The following is a 15,124-nucleotide window of genomic DNA, read 5'->3' on the forward strand; positions in this document are numbered from 1 at the left end:
TAACGAGTCTGCTTGCAGACGAAGTGAGTGATACCCTGCTTCCAGGAAAAGCCACTAAGCTTCAGCTACACACGACCGTACCGCAAACCGACACTGGTGCGCGAGATGAGTATTCTAAGGCGCTTGAGAGAACTCTGGAGAAGGAACTCGGCAAATTGATACCGTAACTTCGGGAGAAGGTATGCCGCAAGTAGGTGAACTTGAACAAAGGGAGCCCAAAGCGGTTGCAAAAAATCGGTGGCTGCGACTGTTTAATAAAAACACAGCACTCTGCAAACACGAAAGTGGACGTATAGGGTGTGACGCCTGCCCGGTGCTGGAAGATTAAATGATGGGGTGCAAGCTCTTGATTGAAGTCCCAGTAAACGGCGGCCGTAACTATAACGGTCCTAAGGTAGCGAAATTCCTTGTCGGGTAAGTTCCGACCTGCACGAATGGCGTAACGATGGCCACACTGTCTCCTCCAGAGACTCAGCGAAGTTGAAATGTTTGTGATGATGCAATCTCCCCGCGGAAAGACGGAAAGACCCCATGAACCTTTACTGTAGCTTTGTATTGGATTTTGAACGGATCTGTGTAGGATAGGTGGGAGGCTTTGAAGTGAGGACGCTAGTTCTCATGGAGCCGACGTTGAAATACCACCCTGGTGCGTTTGAGGTTCTAACCCAGGTCCCTTATCGGGATCGGGGACAGTGCATGGTAGGCAGTTTGACTGGGGCGGTCTCCTCCCAAAGCGTAACGGAGGAGTTCGAAGGTACGCTAGTTACGGTCGGACATCGTGACGATAGTGCAATGGCATAAGCGTGCTTAACTGCGAGACTGACAAGTCGAGCAGATGCGAAAGCAGGACATAGTGATCCGGTGGTTCTGTATGGAAGGGCCATCGCTCAACGGATAAAAGGTACTCTGGGGATAACAGGCTGATACCGCCCAAGAGTTCATATCGACGGCGGTGTTTGGCACCTCGATGTCGGCTCATCTCATCCTGGGGCTGTAGTCGGTCCCAAGGGTATGGCTGTTCGCCATTTAAAGAGGTACGTGAGCTGGGTTTAAAACGTCGTGAGACAGTTTGGTCCCTATCTTCCGTGGGCGCTGCAGATTTGAGGAAGCCTGCTCCTAGTACGAGAGGACCGGAGTGGACACACCTCTGGTGTATCGGTTGTCACGCCAGTGGCATTGCCGAGTAGCTAAGTGTGGAAGAGATAACCGCTGAAAGCATCTAAGCGGGAAACTCGTTTCAAGATGAGATCTGCCGGGGCCTTGAGCCCCCTGAAGAGTCGTTCAAGACCAGGACGTTGATAGGCTGGGTGTGGAAGCGCAGTAATGCGTTAAGCTAACCAGTACTAATTGCTCGTGAGGCTTGACCCTATAACTTTGATGACGTGATCATCAAGGTGGTTATGCCAAGTAAGGCGCAGTCAAAATACAAAGCTGATTACAGACTCTATGAATTCGTTGTGTTGCTCGCAAGAGCAGCATGACAACAAGTTATGCCTGATGACCATAGCAAGTTGGTACCACTCCTTCCCATCCCGAACAGGACAGTGAAACGACTTTGCGCCGATGATAGTGCGGGTTCCCGTGTGAAAGTAGGTCATCGTCAGGCTCTTACAGCCCAAGAAACCCCGTAGCCCAAAGCTACGGGGTTTTTTGCATTGGGGTGCAGGAAACGGGGAAACAGGCTGAACCGCCAAAACGGACGGCTCAACGGAACATCCGAAAATGGACAACCCAAAAAAGAGAGCGCTGACGCGCTCTCTTTTTATTCCTGCCAGGCTTCTTCGTCGCACCCGGATGCAACATCCGGCGCAGTTTCCTGCGGACAATTCCGCTAGCATTGACGTTAACGTCAACGTCGCATTCCCATGGCCGCCGGCTGTGGATGCCGGCGGACTCTCCAGCCATGTCGACCACCTACACCATCAGCGATCTTGCCAAGGAGTTCGATCTCACGACCCGGGCCATCCGCTTCTATGAGGACATGGGCCTGCTTGAGCCCGAGCGTGCCGGGCCTGGCGGACGCAATCGCGTCTACAGCGCGCGTGATCGCACACGTCTTCGCCTGACCTTGCGGGCCAAGCGGCTGGGACTGTCTCTGAACGAAGCCAAGGAGATCATCGATCTCTACGACAGCCCCCGTGACACGGGCGTGCAACTGCGCAAATTCCTGGAGGTGCTGGCTGTGCACCGCCGCCAGCTCGAAGACCGCCTGGCCGATCTGCAGGCCAACCTGGCCGAGGTGCGAGAGCAGGAATCCGAGGCCCGCACTTTGTTGAAACACCTGGATGGGAAAAATGCTTCATAATTGACGTTTACGTAAACGTAATTTGTGAGGCTTGCCTTGACCGTGCCCCGCCTGGAACCTGCCAACAGCGACTTTGCCCGCCGTGTGCAAGACAGTTTTGCACGCCAGGGCGCGATGCACACCCTGGGCGCCGAGCTGTCCTTGCTGGAGCCCGGTGCCGTCGATGTCTGCCTGGACTGGGCGCCCGGGCTGACGCAGCAGCATGGCTTTTTGCATGCCGGCATGGTTTCCGCGGCGCTGGATTCCGCCTGCGGCTACGCAGGGCTGACCCTGATGCCGGCCGATGCTGCCGTGCTCACCATTGAATTCAAGATCAACTTGCTGGCCCCTGCCAAGGGCCAGCGCTTTCGCATGGAAGGCCGTGTGCTCAAGCCGGGCCGCACCATCACCGTGACCGAAGGGCGCGCCTACGCCATCGACGAAGGCCGCGAGAAACTGATTGCCACCATGGGCTGCACGCTGATGTGCGTGCAGGGCCGCGATCTGGCCGATTGAGCCGGGCGGCGTTCTTTCCCCCAATTTCCACAGGAGACATGAGATGAGCCTTTCCAACCTGCCGGGCCTGAACTTCCAACTGGGCGAGGACATCGACGCGCTGCGCGATGCCGTGCGCGAGTTCGCACAGGCCGAGATTGCACCGCGCGCCGGCGAGATCGACCGCGACGACCAGTTCCCCATGGACCTGTGGCGCAAGTTCGGCGACCTGGGCGTGCTGGGCATCACAGTGTCCGAGCAGTACGGCGGTGCCGACATGGGCTACCTGGCCCACATGGTGGCGATGGAGGAAATCTCGCGTGCCAGCGCATCGGTGGGCCTGTCCTACGGCGCGCACAGCAATCTCTGCGTGAACCAGATCAACCGCAACGGCAATGAAGCGCAAAAGGCCAAGTACCTGCCCAAGCTGATCAGCGGCGAGCATGTGGGCGCGCTGGCCATGAGCGAGCCCGGCGCCGGCTCGGACGTGATCAGCATGAAGCTCAAGGCCGAGGACAAGGGCGGCTACTTCCTGCTCAACGGCACCAAGATGTGGATCACCAATGGTCCCGATGCCGACACCCTGGTGGTCTACGCCAAGACCGAGCCCGAGCTGAACGCCCGCGGCGTGACTGCCTTCCTGATCGAGAAGGGCATGAAGGGCTTTTCCATTGCCCAGAAGCTGGACAAGCTGGGCATGCGTGGCAGCCACACGGGCGAGCTGGTGTTCGAGAACGTCGAGGTGCCGGCCGAGAACGTGCTGGGCGGCTTGAACAACGGCGCCAAGGTGCTGATGAGCGGCCTGGACTATGAGCGCGCCGTGCTGACCGGCGGGCCGCTGGGCATCATGCAGTCGGTGATGGACAACGTCGTGCCCTACATCCATGACCGCAAGCAGTTCGGCCAGAGCATCGGCGAGTTCCAGCTCATCCAGGGCAAGGTGGCCGACATGTACACCGTGCTGCAAGCGGGCCGCTCCTTTGCCTATACGGTCGCCAAAAACCTCGATCTGCTGGGAACCGAGCATGTTCGCCAAGTTCGCAAGGATTGCGCCAGCGTCATCCTGTGGTGCGCCGAGAAGGCGACATGGATGGCCGGCGAAGGCGTTCAAATCTATGGGGGTAATGGGTATATCAACGAATACCCACTGGGTCGCCTCTGGCGGGATGCGAAACTCTATGAGATCGGCGCCGGCACCAGCGAGATCCGTCGCATGCTGATCGGCCGCGAGCTGTTCGCAGAGACCTGCTGATCTTTCGCCTGCCTGCTGCGCCGTTCTTGAGTTTGACCCCAACAAAAGGATTGTTTATGAGCACAACCTCCATCGAAGAGCTGTTTGTCCACAACCGCGAATGGGCCCAGCAGGTGGAGCGTGACCGGCCCGGTTTCTTCACTGGGCTGATGGCGCAGCAAAAACCCCGCTACATGTGGATCGGCTGTTCCGACAGCCGCGTGCCCGCGAACCAGATCACGGGCCTGGAGCCCGGCGAGGTGTTCGTGCACCGCAACGTGGCCAACGTGGTCGTGCCCAGCGACCTGAACTGCCTGTCCACCATCCAGTACGCGGTGGACCAGCTCAAGGTCGAGCACCTGATGGTCGTCGGCCACTATGGCTGCGGCGGCGTGCTGGCGGCACTGGAGGATGTGCGCGTGGGCCTGGCCGACAACTGGATCCGCCACGTGAAGGACGTGCGCGACAAGCACCAGGCGCTGCTGGCCAGCCTGTCGCCGCAATGGCGCCATGACGCGCTGTGCGAGCTCAATGCCATCGAGCAAGTGATCAATGTGGCGCAGAGCACGGTGATGCAGGATGCCTGGGCGCGCGGCCAGAAGGTCACGCTGCACGGCTGGTGCTATGGCCTGAAGGACGGCCTGATCACCAATCTGCAGATGACCGTGCCCGGTGTCGGCGGCATCGCCAACATCCATGCCGAGGCTGTCGAGCTGGTCGCCAGCCGCCAGCGCGACTGAGCGGCCATGGCAGGCGGGACCCCGGGAGACTTCATGCCGATGCCTGCCCAGGACACCCTGCTTGCCCATGACATCGCGCGGGCGATGATGGATGGCTTCAACCGCCATTACCGCCTGTTCCGCGCCGAATCGGCCCGCGCCAAGCACCGCTTCGAGACGGCCGACTGGCTGGGCCAGCAGCGCGCGCAGCGCGAGCGCATCGAGTTCTACGACCTGCGCGTGCGCGAATGCGTGCGCCGGCTTGAAAAGGAATTTGCGGCCGGCGCCCAGCCCATGCCGGTCTGGCAGCAGATCAAGCGCCACTACATCGGGCTCATGGTCAACCACCTGCAGCCGGAGCTGGCCGAGACCTTCTTCAACTCGGTCACCACCAAGATCCTGCACCGTACGCACTTCCACAACGACTTCATCTTCGTGCGGCCGGCCGTCAGTACGGAATACATAGAGAACCAGGAGCCGGCCGCACGCCCGGCCTACCTGGCCTTCTATCCCACGCGCGAGACACTGTCGCAGACGCTGCGCGAAGTCGTGGAGCAGTTCGCGCTGCAGCGCCCCTTTGAAGACCTGGAGCGCGACATCGCCCGCCTGGCCGAGCGCCTGGAGCCCCAGCTGCAGGCCATGCGCCTGTACGCCAACTTCCAGATCCAGGTGCTGTCCAGCCTGTTTTTCCGCAACAAGGGCGCCTACATCGTCGGCAAGATCATCAACGGCTTTGCCGAGCTGTCCTGGGCCGTGCCCATCCTGCATGGGGACAACGGCCGGCTGGTGCTGCATGCGGCCCTGTTCGGCGAGAAGGACCTGCACGGCCTCTTCAGCTTTGCGCGTGCCTATTTCATGGTCGACACCGACGTGCCCAGCGCCTACGTGCAGTTCCTGCGCAGCCTCATGCCGCGCAAGCCGCGCGCCGAGCTGTACAACGCCCTGGGCCTGGCCAAGCAGGGCAAGACGCTGTTCTACCGCGACTTCCTGCACCACCTGCGCCATTCGCGCGACCAGTTCCGCATCGCGCCCGGCATCAAGGGCATGGTCATGCTGGTGTTCGACCTGCCCAGCTTTCCCTATGTGTTCAAGCTCATCAAGGACCGGTTCGCCGCGCCCAAGGAGATCACCCGCGAGCAGGTCAAGGCCAAGTACCGCCTGGTCAAGCAGCACGACCGCGTGGGGCGCATGGCCGACACGCTGGAGTACAGCCTGGTGGCCTTCCCGCGCGAGCGCTTCTCGGAGGCGCTGATCGCCGAGATCCTGGAGCACGCGCCCAGCCAGGTCGAGATCAGCGACCGCGACGGCGATGGCCGGCAGGAGGTCATCATCTCCCACCTCTACATAGAGCGGCGCATGGTGCCGCTGAACCTGCTGCTGCAGGAGTGCTTCGATGACGGGCTGGACCTGCCGGGACCGCGGCAGCGGCTGGAGAGCGCCGTGATCGAATACGGAAATGCCATCAAGGACCTGGTGGCCGCCAACATCTTCCCGGGCGACATGCTGTGGAAGAACTTCGGCATCACGCGCGGCGGCAAGGTGGTGTTCTACGACTACGACGAGATCGAATACCTGACCGACTGCCATTTCCGCCAGGTGCCTGCGCCGCGCAACGAGGAAGACGAGCTCAGCGGCGAGGTCTGGTATCCCGTGGGCCCGCGCGATGTGTTCCCGGAAACCTTCGCGCCCTTTTTGCTGGGCAATCCGGCCGTGCGCGAAGTTTTCATGCGCCACCATGCCGACCTGCTCGATCCCGCCTTCTGGCAGGGGCACCAGCAGCGCATCCGCGAAGGCCACGTGCACGACGTCTATCCCTACGAGCGCAGCCGCTGGCTGGCCTGACCCGTTTGTTTTCCCCTCACCATCACCACATCCAGGAGATAAGCATGCAAGACCCCATCGTCATCGTCGGCGCAGCCCGCACCCCCATGGGCGCATTCCAGGGCGACTTCGCCGATCTCGCGGCCCACGATCTGGGCGGCGCCGCCATCAAGGCCGCCGTGCAGCGTGCCGGCGTGGCGCCGGAGAAGGTGGACGAAGTGCTGTTCGGCAACTGCCTGATGGCGGGCCAGGGACAGGCGCCTGCGCGCCAGGCAGGCTTCAAGGGTGGCCTGCCGCGCAGCACGGGCGCCGTGACCCTGTCCAAGATGTGCGGCGCCGGCATGGAGGCCACCATCCTGGCCCATGACCAGCTGGTGGCGGGCAGCCGCGATGTGGTGGTCTCCGGCGGCATGGAGAGCATGACCAATGCGCCCTACCTGCTCAAGAAGGGCCGTGGCGGCTACCGCATGGGCCACGACAAGGTCTATGACCACATGATGCTCGACGGTCTGGAGGACGCCTACGAGCCGGGCCGCTCCATGGGCACCTTTGGCGAGGACTGCGCCGCCAAATACCACTTCACGCGCGAGCAGCAGGACGCCTACGCCATCGAAAGCGTCAAGCGCGCCCAGGCGGCCACTGAAAGCGGCGCCTTCGCGGCCGAGATCACGCCCGTGACCGTCCCCACGCGCAAGGGCGATGTCACGGTCAGCATCGACGAAGGCCCGGCCACGGCCAAGCTGGACAAGATCGCCAGCCTCAAGCCCGCCTTCAAGAAGGACGGCACGATCACGGCGGCATCGAGCTCCAGCATCAACGACGGCGCCGCCGCCCTGGTGCTGATGCGCGAGTCCACGGCCAAGGAGCTGGGCTGCAAGCCGCTGGCGCGCATCGTCGCCCATGCCACGCATGCCCAGGAGCCCGAATGGTTCACCACGGCCCCCGTGGGCGCCACGCAGAAGGCCCTCAAGAAGGCCGGCTGGACGGCGGCGGATGTGGACCTGTGGGAAGTCAACGAAGCCTTTGCCGTCGTGCCCATGGCCCTGATGGCCGAGCTGGGCGTGCCGCGCGACAAGGTCAACGTCAACGGCGGCGCCTGCGCGCTGGGCCACCCCATCGGCGCCAGCGGTGCGCGCATCCTGGTCACGCTGCTGCACGCCCTGCAGGCGCGTGGCGGCAAGCGCGGCCTGGCCACGCTGTGCATAGGCGGCGGCGAAGGAACAGCCATGGCGATAGAAATGGTCACCCCCTGAGGCGCTGCGCGCCCTCCCCCCTGAAAGGGGGACAACACCCTCGGTGCGGGGCGGCGCGGCCGGCGTAGGCCCTTCCTCGGTGTCTCTGATTTGCATTGCGCCAGTTTTATGGGCAGCGCCACAGACGTCCAGAGAGCTAGACTTGGATCGGCCGATCCGCTATTACTTTGACCTCTCGACCATGATCACCAGCGAAGAACAGTTGCGCAGCCTGTATGCCATGCCGGCCGAAAGGGCCTTGCTCAAGCAGCAGGTGGACCTGGACCGGCATTGCCTGCGCTTCATCGCGCTGTCGCCGCTGTGCATCGTGGCCACGGGGGGCGCGGCGGGCTCGCTGATGGATGCCTCGCCGCGCGGCGGAAAGCCGGGCTTCATCAAGGCGCCCGACAACCAGACACTGCTGATCCCCGACTCGGGCGGCAACAACCGCCTGGACAGCTTCAGCAACCTGATCGCCGATCCGCGCATCGGCCTGCTGTTCATGGTGCCGGGCTTCGACGAGACGCTGCGCGTCAACGGCGTGGCCAGGCTGCGTGACGAGGCCCACTACACGGCGCTGTTCGCCAACGAAGGCTTCCGGCCCAAGATCGTTCTGGAGATCCAGGTGCAGGAGGCCTATCTGCACTGCGCCAAGGCCCTCATGCGCGCCCGGCTCTGGAAGCCCGAGTCCCAGGTGCCGCGCAACGTCATGCCGTCGGTGAACCAGATGGTCCACCAGCAGATCGGCCTGCCTGCGCCCACCGAGACGCAGGAGGCCATGGTCGAGCGCTACGAAAAACAGATCGCGGGCGAGCAGGGCCGCTGACCGCATTCCATTTGAAAGGTCGAAAGACATGGCAGTCACTCTGGTGTTGGGAACCTCGCGCGGGCTCGGTTTTGCCTTGGTAGAGGCCTATGCGGCCCAGGGCCGCAGCGTGGTCGCCACGGTGCGCAGCGAGGCCGATCGCGAGCGCGTCGAAGCCACGGGCGCCAAGGTGCTGCTGGTGGATGTGGCCGATCCGGCCAGCGTCAGCGGCCTGGCCTGGCAGCTCGATGGCGAGAAGATCGAGCTGGCGCTGTACGTGGCCGGAGTGTGGGATGCCCACAGCTCGGCCACGCCGCCCACGCGCGAGCAGTTCGACCGCGTCATGCACACCAATGTGCTGGGCGCCATGCAGGTGCTGCCCCAGGTGGCGCCGATGGTCGAGGCGGCGGGCGGCGTGTTCGGCCTGTTCTCCAGCGAGATGTCGCTGCTGGCCGGCGCCGAATCCGACGCCTGGCTCTACCGCGTCAGCAAGGCCGCTCTCAACATGGTCGTGGCCAGCGCCCAGCCGCAATGGCCCGGCGCCACCGTGGTCGCGCTGGACCCGGGCTGGGTGCAGACCGACATGGGCGGCGAGTCCGCCACCTTCACCGTGGAGCAAAGCGTGCAGGGTCTGGTCCGCACCCTGGCCGGCGTCACGCCGGCTGATCGGGGCCGCATGCTGCGCCACGACGGGCAGCGCATCGCCTGGTAGCTGCGGCCGGGACAACGAACAACGAAACAAGGAATCAGGAGACAAGACATGCTGCTCAACGCAGACCAGGAAATGATCCGTGACGCGGTGCGCGACTTCGTGCGCACTGAAATCACGCCCCATGCCGCACGCTGGGACAAGGAGCACCACTTTCCCAAGAACGTGCACCAGGGCCTGGCGGCGCTGGGTGCCTACGGCATCTGCGTGCCCGAGGAATACGGCGGCGCCGGCCTTGACTACCTGAGCCTGGCCCTGGTGCTGGAGGAAATCGCAGCCGGCGACGGCGGCACCAGCACGGTGATCAGCGTCACCAACTGCCCCGTCAACGCCATCCTCATGCGCTACGGCAGCGAGGCGCAAAAGCAGCAATGGCTGGCGCCGCTGGCGCGCGGCGAGATGCTGGGCGCCTTCTGCCTGACCGAGCCGCATGTGGGCTCGGACGCCTCGGCGCTGCGCACCATGGCCACCCGCGACGGCAACGACTACGTGATCAACGGCGTCAAGCAGTTCATCACCAGCGGCAAGAACGGCGACGTGGCCATCGTCATCGCCGTCACCGACAAGGCGGCCGGCAAGCGCGGCATGAGCGCCTTCATCGTGCCCACCTCCGCGCCCGGCTACCAGGTGCTGCGGCTGGAGGACAAGCTGGGCCAGCACAGCTCGGACACGGCCCAGATCCAGTTCGAGGGCTGCCGCATCCCCGCCGCCAACCTCATCGGTGCCGAGGGCGAGGGCTACAAGATCGCGCTGTCGGCGCTGGAGGGCGGGCGCATCGGCATTGCCGCGCAAAGCGTGGGCATGGCGCGTGCGGCCTTTGAATGCGCGCTGCAGTACTCCAAGGAGCGCGAGAGCTTCGGCCAGCCCATCTTCAACCACCAGGCCGTGGGCTTTCGCCTGGCCGACTGCGCCACGCAGATCGAGGCTGCGCGCCAGCTGATCTGGCATGCGGCCAGCCTGCGCGATGCCGGCCTGCCCTGCCTGAAGGAAGCGGCCATGGCCAAGCTGTTCGCCAGCGAAATGGCCGAGCGCGTGTGCAGCGCAGCCATCCAGACCCTGGGCGGCTATGGCGTGGTCAACGATTTTCCCGTCGAGCGCATCTACCGCGACGTGCGCGTGTGCCAGATCTACGAGGGAACGAGCGACGTGCAGAAAATTCTCATCCAGCGCGCCCTGGCCTGAGGCCCATCACTATGCTGCGGGTCGGGCCGGATGGCCCCGTCACCCGCAGGGCTTAGCATGGAGCGTCGCCGGGACGGCGCCCGGGAGAGGCGGGCACCGGACTCCGGCAGGTTTGTGACCACCTTCGCAGGAGATCCCGACATGCCCATTGCTTCCGTCAACGGCCAGAACCTTTACTACGAGGACACGGGCGGGCGCGGCCCGGTCCTGGTGTTTTCGCATGGACTGCTCATGGACCACACCATGTTCGCTCCCCAGGTCCAGGCGCTGCAGGATCGCTATCGCTGCATCAGCTGGGACGAGCGTGGCCATGGCCAGACGGCGGACCCCGCGCATTGCGCTCCCTTTGACTACTACGACTCGGCCGACGACCTGGCCGCCCTGCTGGCGCACCTGGGCGTGGAGCGCGCGGTGCTGGTGGGCATGTCGCAGGGCGGCTATCTGTCGCTGCGCTGTGCGCTCATCCATCCCGAGGTCGTGCGTGCGCTGGTGCTGATCGACACCCAGGCCATGCTGGAAGACCCCGAGCAGATGCCCCACCACGAGGCGTTGCTGCGCGCCTGGATGGAGCATGGCCTCAGCGACGACATGGCGGCCACGGTGGAGCGCACCATCCTGGGCCAGGGCTGGAGCGGCGCGGCCGCCTGGCGCGCCAAATGGAAGAAGGCCACGCCCATCAACCTGGGGCAGAGCTTTCTGGCGCTGGCCCAGCGCGATGACATCAGCCCGCGACTGCCCGACATCCACGTACCGGCACTGGTCATCCATGGCACGGACGACATCGCCATCACGCTCGACCGTGCACGCGCCATGGCCAAGGCCTTGCCCAGGGCGCAGTGGGTGGAGGTGCCGGGGGCCGGCCATGCGGCCAACCTCACGCATCCGCAGCCCGTGAACCTGGCCATCGAGCGCTTCCTGGAGCAGCTCGACTAGGCTCAGACCGGCGGATCGCCGTCGTTCTCGCTGTCGCGGCGGCGCAGGACGACGGTGATGCTGCCGTCGGTCTCCAGCGTGGCGCGCTCCACCTCTCTGAGGTGCAGGCAGCCGCCCGCACGCAGCGCGGCCTCGATATCGTCGCGCGTGATGCGTTCCTCGCGCATCAGATCCTTGTTCAGGTGGCCGTCCGTGATCAGGGCCTGGGCCTTGCCGTCGATGAGCCGCTCCAGCGCGGGAAAACGGAAAGTCAGCCAGGACAGCAGCAGATGGCACAGGATCAGCGTGGAGGCCGAGATCATGCCGCCGATCAGCGAGTTGTCCCCGGCATTCATGGAGTTCTGCACCGCATTCGACAGGATGAGCAGCAGCACCAGGTCAAAGGGCGCGTACTGCCCCGTCTGGCGCCGCCCCGTCAGCCGAAGGAACACCAGCAAGAACAGGTAGACGGCCACGCCGCGCACCACGAACTCCCACCACGGGACCGACATTGAAAACATGGGCTCTCCTTACAGGCCCGAGGGCCCGCGGTCAGTATCATGGCCCGCCTGTCCTCCATCAAGAACCCGGTCGCAGCAAGGCGGCCGTGACTGACATGCATTCCTGCTCCCCCGCCGTCCTCTCCCAGGTTCCGCAAGTTCCGCAAGTTCCGCAGGGCCAGCCGCTATGAGCGCGGCCGCCACCTCCCCGGCCTGTCCCTGTGGCCAGCACGATGCCAAGGGCCGGTCCCTGGCCTTCGATGCCTGCTGCGGCCGCTACCTGGACCATTTCGACGACTGCCCTGCGCCCGATGCCCAGGCCTTGATGCGCTCGCGCTACAGCGCCTTCGTGCGTGAGGACGCCGCCTACCTGCTGGCCACCTGGCACGCCAGCCAGCGGCCCGCCACGCTGGACTTCGAGCCCTCGGCGCGCTGGCTGGGGCTGGCGGTCAAGGACTTCCGAAGCACCGGCGAGGACCGCGCCGAGGTGGAATTCGTCGCGCGCTACCGCGTGGCGGGCCGCGCCGTGCGCCTGCATGAGCGCAGCCGCTTCGTGCGCGAAGGCGGGCGCTGGTTCTACGTGGATGGCGACCAGTTCTGAACACGACGGCGGCCCTGCGGAGCCGCTGTGGAAGCTGCAGCAGCGCCAGCGGCTGCTGCTGTCCATCGCATCGCGGGGCTCGTCCGAGGCGGCGGCCCTCATCATCCCCGGCATCGTGGTCTGGCTGCAGCGGCACGAAACGGGTGCCTTCCAGGCGCCGCTGCTGCTGTGGTGGCTGGGCATGGCGCTCATGGCCTGCGTCTTCGTTGGTTTGCGGCGCCAGTTGCGTCGGGACCTGGGCGCTGCCGTGCCCTCGGCCGAGTTGCCAGCGCGGCTGCAGCGCTGGGAGCGCGTGATGGGCCGCATGGCCTTGCTCAACGCCGGTTCCTGGGCGCTGGCCATACCGCTGACCCATGGCAGCGGCCATGAATTCCGGCTTTTCATCTACCTGGTGCTGTGCGGCGTCGTGGCCTCGGCCGCCACCTTCCTGGCGCCGGCGGCTGCCGTGTTCAAGCGCTTTTTCGGCGTGCTGTACGGCGCCATGCTGCTGGCCGTGGTCTGGTACTTCCCGAACAGGGGCCTGTACCTGCTGCCGCTGCTCATGCTGTATGGCGCCACCATCGCGCGCCATGCCTGGGGGACGCGCCAGCTCATGCAGCAGCAATGGGCGCAGGAGCGTGACCGCCAGCTGTTGGCCGAGCGCTACCTGGCGGCCAAGGAGCAGGCCGAACAGGCGCTGGAGGCCAAGAGCCGCTTCCTGTCGGCTGCCAGCCATGACCTGCGCCAGCCCCTGCATGCCCTGGGCCTGCTGGTGGAGACCGCCCGCCAGCGCAATGCCGACGGCGCGCTGGCGGGCGTGCTTGACGATGCCCAGGCCTGTGCCCAGTCGCTGGGCACCATGTGCAACGACCTGCTGGACCTGTCGCGGCTGGAGAACGGCACCTGGGAGCTGCGCGCCCAGGTGATGGACCTGCGCATTCTGCTGGGCGATGCCACGCGCCTGTTCGCGGCCGAGGCGCGGCAGCGCGGGCTGGTGCTGCGCTGGCGCGTGGCGCGCGGCATGGATAGCCTGGTGCGTGCCGACGAGGCCCTGCTGCGCCAGATGGTGTTCAACCTGCTGCACAACGCCCTGCGCTACACCCAGCGCGGCGGCGTGCTGCTGGCCGCCCGCGTGCACGGCGGGGGCTGGCGCATCGAGGTCTGGGATACCGGCCTGGGCATTGCGGCCGAAGACCGGCCCCATGTCTTCGCACCGCACTTTCGCGCGCGTTCCGGCCAGGCGGCCCGGCGCGCGGCCCAGCCTGCGGCCGAGCACCTGCCCGGCGTGAGCAGCCAGGGCCTGGGCCTGGCCGTGGTGGCCGCAGCGGCGCGCCGCATGGGCGTGGAGCATGGTCTGCTGTCCACGCCGGGACGGGGTTCGTGCTTTTGGCTGCAGCTGTCGCCCAGCCTGAGCGTGCAAGCGGACCTGCCTCTGGGGCACGCGCAGGCGCAGGCAGGGGCAGGGGCCGAGGCTGCCGCGAATCCGCCAGGCCGCCCCCTGCTGCAGGGCCGGTGCTGGGTGGTCGATGACGATGTGCAGGTGGCACAGGCCCTGGCCGGCCTGCTGCGCGGCTGGGGGCTGACCGTGGACGTGGCGGCTGCGGGCCGCGAGGCGCAGGCCTGGCTGGCGGCGGGGCAGCATCCCGATTTCGTGCTGTGCGACCACCAGCTGGCCCAGGGCGAGAACGGCTTTGCGCTGCTGCAGAACGTGCTGGCGCAATCGCCGCAGGCGGCGGGCGCCCTGCTCAGCGGCGACCCTTCCGCTGCGCTGGAGCAGCAGGCGCAGGAACTGGGCTATCTGCTGCTGCGCAAGCCCGTGGATCCGCTGGCGCTGCGGGCCCTGCTTCAGCGCAGGCTGGCCGTGGCCGGCGCCTGAACCGTATCGGTCGGCGGTACGGAGGGCGGCAGCTCCAGCGCAATGCCCTGCATGCGCGTGATGGCGTCAATGCGGCTGTGCACGCCCAGGCGCTGCAGGGCGCCTGCCACATGCTCCTTGACCGTGTGCGGCGACAGGTGCAGCAACCGGGCAATGCTGGGATTGGGCAGGCCGCGCAGCACCAGGTCCAGAACCTGGGCCTGGCGCGGGGTGAGGCCCAGCTCGGCCGCCGTCATGCGGATGGCATGGGCGCCGCCCGGCGGCTGCGGCGCCAGCGGGGCGGCGGGGAACCAGGTCTCGCCGCGCAGCAGGGCCGCCACGGCCTGCTGCAGCACCTGCGGCGGCTGCGACTTGAGCACAAAGCCATGGGCCCCGGCCGCGCGTGCCTTCAGGGCAATCGCGCCATGCGTGTCGCCGCTGGTCATGAGCACGCGGCAGGCGGGCGCCAGCGTGCGGATTTCGCGCACCACGTCCGTGCCTGCGCTGGCACCCAGCCAGAAATCCACGATGGCCAGATGCGGCGATCCCCTGGCGGCCATGCACTGCAGGCCTTCGCCCGCATCGGCCACGGCATGGACTTCGGACAGGCCGAATTGTTTCAGGAACTCGGACACGCCCATGGCCGTCAGCGGGTGGTCGTCGATCACCAGGGCATAGCGCCCCGATTGGAGACAGGAGGAATCGGTCAGGAGGGAATGGCTGTGCATGGTCCGCGCGAAGGCATGTCGAAAGGGCTGGAGCGCCAGGGCGCGCCCGGATACACCTTGCGCACATCGTA

At 65.4% G+C, this 15,124-nt stretch carries 14 protein-coding genes and 2 rRNA genes (1 of these 16 running past the window's edge); 14 read left to right on the plus strand and 2 right to left on the minus strand.

What is annotated here, in order from left to right:
• The 12 genes from U6958_RS05085 to U6958_RS05140 all read left to right on the plus strand — a co-directional run.
• Nucleotides 1-1,368: ribosomal RNA gene (locus U6958_RS05085) — 23S ribosomal RNA — on the plus strand (it extends 1,508 nt beyond the left edge of the window).
• 125 nt (nucleotides 1,369-1,493) lie between these two features.
• Nucleotides 1,494-1,606, plus strand: a 5S ribosomal RNA gene (gene rrf, locus U6958_RS05090).
• A gap of 297 nt (nucleotides 1,607-1,903) precedes the next feature.
• Nucleotides 1,904-2,305 carry a MerR family DNA-binding transcriptional regulator gene (locus tag U6958_RS05095; RefSeq protein WP_013800379.1) on the plus strand — a complete coding sequence of 134 codons (402 nt, stop codon included), beginning with the start codon at nucleotides 1,904-1,906 and terminating at the stop codon, nucleotides 2,303-2,305.
• Between the two features lie 36 nt (nucleotides 2,306-2,341).
• Complete coding sequence (locus U6958_RS05100) at nucleotides 2,342-2,800, plus strand: PaaI family thioesterase (RefSeq protein ID WP_047475060.1); 459 nt, start codon at nucleotides 2,342-2,344, stop codon at nucleotides 2,798-2,800.
• A gap of 43 nt (nucleotides 2,801-2,843) precedes the next feature.
• Nucleotides 2,844-4,031: an isovaleryl-CoA dehydrogenase gene (locus U6958_RS05105; protein ID WP_013800381.1), complete on the plus strand. Its 1,188-nt coding sequence runs from the start codon at nucleotides 2,844-2,846 to the stop codon at nucleotides 4,029-4,031.
• A gap of 56 nt (nucleotides 4,032-4,087) precedes the next feature.
• Nucleotides 4,088-4,750, plus strand: a complete 663-nt coding sequence (gene can, locus U6958_RS05110) for a carbonate dehydratase (RefSeq protein ID WP_016450015.1) — start codon at nucleotides 4,088-4,090, stop codon at nucleotides 4,748-4,750.
• Nucleotides 4,751-4,783: 33 nt separating this feature from the next.
• Nucleotides 4,784-6,571: a bifunctional isocitrate dehydrogenase kinase/phosphatase gene (gene aceK, locus U6958_RS05115; RefSeq protein WP_046240056.1), complete on the plus strand. Its 1,788-nt coding sequence runs from the start codon at nucleotides 4,784-4,786 to the stop codon at nucleotides 6,569-6,571.
• Nucleotides 6,572-6,615: 44 nt separating this feature from the next.
• Nucleotides 6,616-7,803 (plus strand): acetyl-CoA C-acyltransferase, encoded by a 1,188-nt coding sequence (locus tag U6958_RS05120; RefSeq protein ID WP_074922538.1) that lies wholly within the window; start codon nucleotides 6,616-6,618, stop codon nucleotides 7,801-7,803.
• A 181-nt stretch (nucleotides 7,804-7,984) separates the two neighbouring features.
• Nucleotides 7,985-8,608, plus strand: a complete 624-nt coding sequence (locus U6958_RS05125; RefSeq protein WP_016450018.1) for a pyridoxamine 5'-phosphate oxidase family protein — start codon at nucleotides 7,985-7,987, stop codon at nucleotides 8,606-8,608.
• Between the two features lie 28 nt (nucleotides 8,609-8,636).
• The gene (locus tag U6958_RS05130) at nucleotides 8,637-9,299 is read left to right on the plus strand and encodes an SDR family oxidoreductase (RefSeq protein ID WP_074922536.1); all 663 of its coding nucleotides are present in this window, start codon (nucleotides 8,637-8,639) and stop codon (nucleotides 9,297-9,299) included.
• Between the two features lie 48 nt (nucleotides 9,300-9,347).
• On the plus strand, nucleotides 9,348-10,478 hold the full coding sequence (locus tag U6958_RS05135; protein ID WP_074922535.1) for an acyl-CoA dehydrogenase family protein: 1,131 nt from the start codon (nucleotides 9,348-9,350) through the stop codon (nucleotides 10,476-10,478).
• Between the two features lie 141 nt (nucleotides 10,479-10,619).
• A complete protein-coding gene (locus U6958_RS05140) occupies nucleotides 10,620-11,411 on the plus strand; it encodes an alpha/beta fold hydrolase (protein ID WP_016452796.1) in 792 nt (263 codons plus the stop codon).
• 2 nt (nucleotides 11,412-11,413) lie between these two features.
• On the opposite strand, the gene U6958_RS05145 is transcribed toward U6958_RS05140, so the two are convergent.
• Nucleotides 11,414-11,911, minus strand: a complete 498-nt coding sequence (locus U6958_RS05145; protein WP_016450022.1) for a DUF421 domain-containing protein — start codon at nucleotides 11,909-11,911, stop codon at nucleotides 11,414-11,416.
• 166 nt (nucleotides 11,912-12,077) lie between these two features.
• Between U6958_RS05145 and U6958_RS05150 the strand changes: the two genes are divergently transcribed.
• Together U6958_RS05150 and U6958_RS05155 are read left to right on the plus strand one after the other, a co-directional pair.
• Complete coding sequence (locus tag U6958_RS05150) at nucleotides 12,078-12,491, plus strand: YchJ family protein (protein ID WP_016450023.1); 414 nt, start codon at nucleotides 12,078-12,080, stop codon at nucleotides 12,489-12,491.
• On the plus strand, nucleotides 12,475-14,346 hold the full coding sequence (locus U6958_RS05155) for a hybrid sensor histidine kinase/response regulator (protein ID WP_074922534.1): 1,872 nt from the start codon (nucleotides 12,475-12,477) through the stop codon (nucleotides 14,344-14,346). Before U6958_RS05150 ends, U6958_RS05155 begins: the two co-directional genes overlap by 17 nt.
• Here the strand turns inward: U6958_RS05155 and U6958_RS05160 are convergent.
• Nucleotides 14,316-15,053 carry a response regulator transcription factor gene (locus U6958_RS05160; RefSeq protein WP_016450025.1) on the minus strand — a complete coding sequence of 246 codons (738 nt, stop codon included), beginning with the start codon at nucleotides 15,051-15,053 and terminating at the stop codon, nucleotides 14,316-14,318. The two genes, U6958_RS05155 and U6958_RS05160, sit on opposite strands and share 31 nt — an antisense overlap.
• Nucleotides 15,054-15,124: the final 71 nt, after the last annotated feature.

It is taken from the genome of Delftia lacustris (assembly GCF_040267515.1).
Classification (GTDB): domain Bacteria; phylum Pseudomonadota; class Gammaproteobacteria; order Burkholderiales; family Burkholderiaceae_C; genus Comamonas; species Comamonas tsuruhatensis.

Bases quoted from the DNA above. Each gene is read 5' to 3' on its own strand.
- U6958_RS05140 (WP_016452796.1), top strand. From the start codon at position 10,620: ATGCCCATTGCTTCCGTCAACGGCCAGAACCTTTACTACGAGGACACG.
- aceK (WP_046240056.1), top strand. From the start codon at position 4,784: ATGCCGATGCCTGCCCAGGACACCCTGCTTGCCCATGACATCGCGCGG.
- U6958_RS05125 (WP_016450018.1), top strand. From the start codon at position 7,985: ATGATCACCAGCGAAGAACAGTTGCGCAGCCTGTATGCCATGCCGGCC.
- U6958_RS05150 (WP_016450023.1), top strand. From the start codon at position 12,078: ATGAGCGCGGCCGCCACCTCCCCGGCCTGTCCCTGTGGCCAGCACGAT.
- U6958_RS05145 (WP_016450022.1), bottom strand. From the start codon at position 11,911: ATGTTTTCAATGTCGGTCCCGTGGTGGGAGTTCGTGGTGCGCGGCGTG.
- U6958_RS05130 (WP_074922536.1), top strand. From the start codon at position 8,637: ATGGCAGTCACTCTGGTGTTGGGAACCTCGCGCGGGCTCGGTTTTGCC.
- U6958_RS05120 (WP_074922538.1), top strand. From the start codon at position 6,616: ATGCAAGACCCCATCGTCATCGTCGGCGCAGCCCGCACCCCCATGGGC.
- U6958_RS05095 (WP_013800379.1), top strand. From the start codon at position 1,904: ATGTCGACCACCTACACCATCAGCGATCTTGCCAAGGAGTTCGATCTC.
- can (WP_016450015.1), top strand. From the start codon at position 4,088: ATGAGCACAACCTCCATCGAAGAGCTGTTTGTCCACAACCGCGAATGG.
- U6958_RS05135 (WP_074922535.1), top strand. From the start codon at position 9,348: ATGCTGCTCAACGCAGACCAGGAAATGATCCGTGACGCGGTGCGCGAC.
- U6958_RS05155 (WP_074922534.1), top strand. From the start codon at position 12,475: ATGGCGACCAGTTCTGAACACGACGGCGGCCCTGCGGAGCCGCTGTGG.
- U6958_RS05160 (WP_016450025.1), bottom strand. From the start codon at position 15,053: ATGCACAGCCATTCCCTCCTGACCGATTCCTCCTGTCTCCAATCGGGG.
- U6958_RS05105 (WP_013800381.1), top strand. From the start codon at position 2,844: ATGAGCCTTTCCAACCTGCCGGGCCTGAACTTCCAACTGGGCGAGGAC.